The organism is Pirellulales bacterium, assembly GCA_036490175.1.
Lineage (GTDB): Bacteria > Planctomycetota > Planctomycetia > Pirellulales > JACPPG01 > JACPPG01.
In genome coordinates this window covers 1-3,752 of sequence record DASXEJ010000160.1, presented here as the reverse complement: position 1 = coordinate 3,752, position 3,752 = coordinate 1, and the positions used below count along the sequence as shown (strand labels likewise).

The 3,752-nt window shown below is 61.9% G+C and carries 3 protein-coding genes; all 3 read left to right on the top strand.

The genetic code is table 11. From position 1 onward, the window contains the following. Positions 1-23 precede the first annotated feature (23 nt). The 3 genes from VGG64_12415 (at position 24) to VGG64_12405 (ending at position 2,663) form a co-directional block, all read left to right on the top strand. On the top strand, positions 24-710 hold the full coding sequence (locus VGG64_12415) for a transposase (GenBank protein ID HEY1600402.1): 687 nt from the start codon (positions 24-26) through the stop codon (positions 708-710). Between the two features lie 344 nt (positions 711-1,054). Further along, entirely contained in the window at positions 1,055-1,429 is a 375-nt protein-coding gene (locus VGG64_12410) for a hypothetical protein (GenBank protein HEY1600401.1), read from the top strand. Next, entirely contained in the window at positions 1,416-2,663 is a 1,248-nt protein-coding gene (locus tag VGG64_12405; GenBank protein HEY1600400.1) for a hypothetical protein, read from the top strand. The genes VGG64_12410 and VGG64_12405 overlap by 14 nt, the downstream gene beginning before the upstream one ends. The last annotated feature ends 1,089 nt before the right edge of the window (positions 2,664-3,752 follow it).

Sequence of the window (3,752 nt, the reverse complement as noted above, 5' to 3'; positions counted from 1 at the left end):
CAGCGACAGGCTAGAGTACGGGCATGCCGAGAACCGCACGTGCTGCTCCAGGCGGGTTCGTCTACCATGTCCTCAACCGCGGCGTGGGGCGTATGCGGCTGTTTGACAAAGCCCGCGACTACGAAGCGTTCGAAGAGACTTTGGCAGAAACGCTGGCCAAGGTGCCGTTGCGTGTCTGCGGGTACTGTGTGATGCCCAACCACTGGCATTTTGTCCTGTGGCCCGAGGCGGATGACCAACTGGCGTTGTTCTTCCAGCGGCTCACGGTGACGCATGCCACGCGTTGGGTGCGGGCCAAACGGCGGGTCGGTTACGGCCACGTCTACCAGGGGCGATTCAAGTCGTTTCCCGTCGAAGCGGACGAGCACTTTTACCAGGTTCTGCGGTATGTGGAGCGCAACGCGCTACGCGCCGGGCTGGTCCGCCGGGCCGTCGATTGGCGGTGGGGCAGTCTCTGGATTCGCGAACAGGGAACTGCCGAGCAGAAGGCATGGCTTTCGAATTGGCCGGTTCCCCGCCCGCGCCGTTGGCGCGAGCACGTCAATGCCGCGCAGACGGACGCTGAATTGGAAGCCTTGCGGCGGAGTGTGCAGCGGGGCGCCCCGTACGGCGGCAATTCATGGACAAAGTCCACCACCGAGGAGCTCGGGCTGCAAGCCACCTTACGCGCCCCGGGACGACCGCGCAAAAACTCGCCGCCTGAACAATAAATTGGACCTGTCCCCGTTTATCCCCCTGTCCCCGTTTATCCCCCGCGCGCAATCTCCTGCAAGGCTCGCCGTCGCTAGAGCTAGTTGGCGCAGGCACTGTGGGCGGCGGCGGCGCGATTTCCCTTGGTGGGGTGACGACGGTGGTGGCAGAAGGCGCGGGCGCCATCGGATTAGAGGTCGGTTCCGCCGGCCTTGGAGCGAATGGGTTGAGGGGGCTTACGAATGCCTTCTCCACGGGGCAAGGCGGGCGTAAGTAGACGTTCGCGGGTTCGGTGAGGGGGTGTATGCTGGTGGGCGGGGTTTTTCGCATGGAGGAGATTTGCAAGTCCAAGGAGGGACGGAAGATGATGGACGAATCGCAGCGGCGGCAAAAACTGCGGGAGATCGAGGAGGTGGCCCGGGGCTGGGGCAAATTGTTGGCGCAGCTCGCGTTTCCCAACGGCGTGGGCTTGGACGTCGATCTGTGGATGATCGAGGAGGTCGCTGTCACTGCTTCTAAGGCGTTGGTGCGCGGCGCCGTCGAAGACATGACCGGCACGCAAGCGGGAGCTTTGGAAGGCGAAGCCCCGTGTCCGGAATGTGGCCGGCGGTGCAGGCTCGACCATCGCCCACGCTCCATCCAGGTACGCGGCGGCACCGCCGACCTGGATGAACCGGTGGCTCATTGCTCGACTTGCCGTCGAGATTTTTTTCCCTCTGCGTCCGGTGCTGAAGATTGACGCGCATGGTTTCAGCCCTGCGCTGCTGGAGAAGATTCTGCGGATGGCCGGTTCGGCCGACTCGTTCGAAGCGGCGGCCGAAGCCTTGCGAGGGGTGGGCGAAATCGAGATCACGGCGCGCACGGTCAATCAACTCAGCGCTCAGCTTGGCGGAGAATTGGCTGACCAACGCGACCGGGGCACACGGGCCTATCAAGGGCAGCCGCTGCCGCGCGTGCCCACGGTGGCCGATCCGCCGCCCTCGGTGGTGGGCGTGTTTTGCGACGGCGGCCGGATGCGAACGCGAGCCGCCGGGGTCGGCCACGGCATTCATGGGCCGCGCTGGCGTGAAACCAAGAATGCCGCCTTTCACCGGATGTGCAGCAGCTCTCACGAACATGATCCGCAGCCCGAGTTGCCCGATTGCTTGCGGAACCAGGCGTATGTTGAAAAGCTGGTTTTAGGGCTGAAAAAGGCCAAAAGCCCGCAGCCAGAGCTGATTCCCGTCTCGGCCGCCGACCCGCCGCCGTCGCCGGTTGAGATCGCGGAAGCACCGGCGGCCTGGCAACCCCAGACGCTCGTCCGCACCTGCGTCAGTTCATTGACCAGCAGCGACGCGTTCGGAGCCATGATGGCCGCCGAGGCGGACGCGCGCGGCTTCTTCGCGGCAGAGCGAGGCGCCTTCGTGGGCGACGGCCAGAAATACAACTGGTCGATTCAAGAACGTTGGTTCCCCGGCTTCACGCCCATCGTCGATTTCATTCACGTCGTGGAGTACGTGTACGACGCGGCCAAAGCACTCTGCCGCGATCGGGCGCAGCGCTGGACGCAACACGTGACCTGGGCTCGCGCGTGTTGGCAAGCAAACGTCTCCCAGGTGCTCGACGAGCTCTCGCAACGCTTGGGCGCGATGGCCGCCGGCGAACCGGACACCGCCGACCCGGGACCGCGCGAAACCGTGCAACGTACCTTGACCTACCTCACCAACAACCGCTCGCGCATGGATTATCCGCGCTACCGCCGCGCGGGCCTGCCGGTGACCAGTTCGCTGGCCGAGTCGCTGGTCAAGCAGATCAGCAAGCGCGTCAAAGGAACGGAAAAGTTTTGGGACGACGGTCCCCGGGGCGAGGCGATCTTGCAAGTCCGTGCCGCCCTCATCTCGCAAGACGACCGCCTGGGCCGGTTCGTCCGAAACCGCCCAATCTCTCCGCACTCCCCCCGCTGCCGCCCCCGCAACGCCGCCGCGGCAACCTAACGAAACGAACGGCTACTTACGCCCGGGCAAGGCGGGACTGGCGGAAATGACGAGGGTATAAACGGTGGCACAAATGCCGGCAATCTGAAAACCCTCAAGACAGGCCAGCTAAATCAGCGAGGCATTGATGCCGAAGCCTTTAAAGCCGACATGGTCGGCAGCAAGGCTGCGGCGCAATTTAATGTTGCGGTTGATTCGGGTGGCAGTGTTCACCTTGTTCCTGTTCGCCCGGGTACGTCGGCAAATGTGCCGACTGGTTACAATATCAGCGAGCTTCCGGGACTTTATCCACGCTTGCCGTAGGGTCACTAAATGGTAGAGAATACACCAGGCGAGATTGTCGAGCCTTCAATTACGTCCTCGTTCGTGGTGAGCGGAAAAAGCTTTGACACAGATGCGTTTTCTAAGGTAGTTGGCTTAGCGCCAACTCGCCTGTGGCGTCAGCGACTTCCTCATCTGAAAGCCCGTGCCGATTTACCTCAGATGGAGTGGGCATATGAAATAAAGCAGCGCCCCCACACGAGCCTTGATGCCGCAGTCTCTGAAGTGCTGTCTCCGTTTATAAGTTCAGCAGAGCGAATAAAGTCCTTTGTTGCCGCGCATCAATGCTCTGTCGACGTGGTATGTTTAGTTTATGGCGACAGCAATAGCGTCGTACTTGAGGTCTTGGCGGACACGGTTCGAAAACTCGCGTTGGTTGGGTGTGGACTGTCGCTAGCTTTATGCGTATGAGCAGTAGCTACCTCGTGCTGTCCCACTCCAGCAAATCTTGAGTGAACGCCGCATGAGTGCCGCGTCGACGGCTTCCCACACTGGCTCATCGATTTATCAACGGCTACCCAGAGGCCAGCGTCAAAGCGGCTTGGGCATTTAGCCGGCATTGACCCACCGTCCCCTCTGTCTGCACCCATTGCTTTTCACGAAAGAGTTGCGCTTTTGCTTGACCGCTGTCCCGGCTCAGCGAATCTTGTGTGAACATTTGTGCGGCTATCAGCTTGTGAATCTGGGACGCGTAAAGAAAATGCGTCGGTGGGCATGCGCGCGGCTGGGGGCGCTTAGGCGGTCCAGCGCCGTGGGCGTTTGACAATT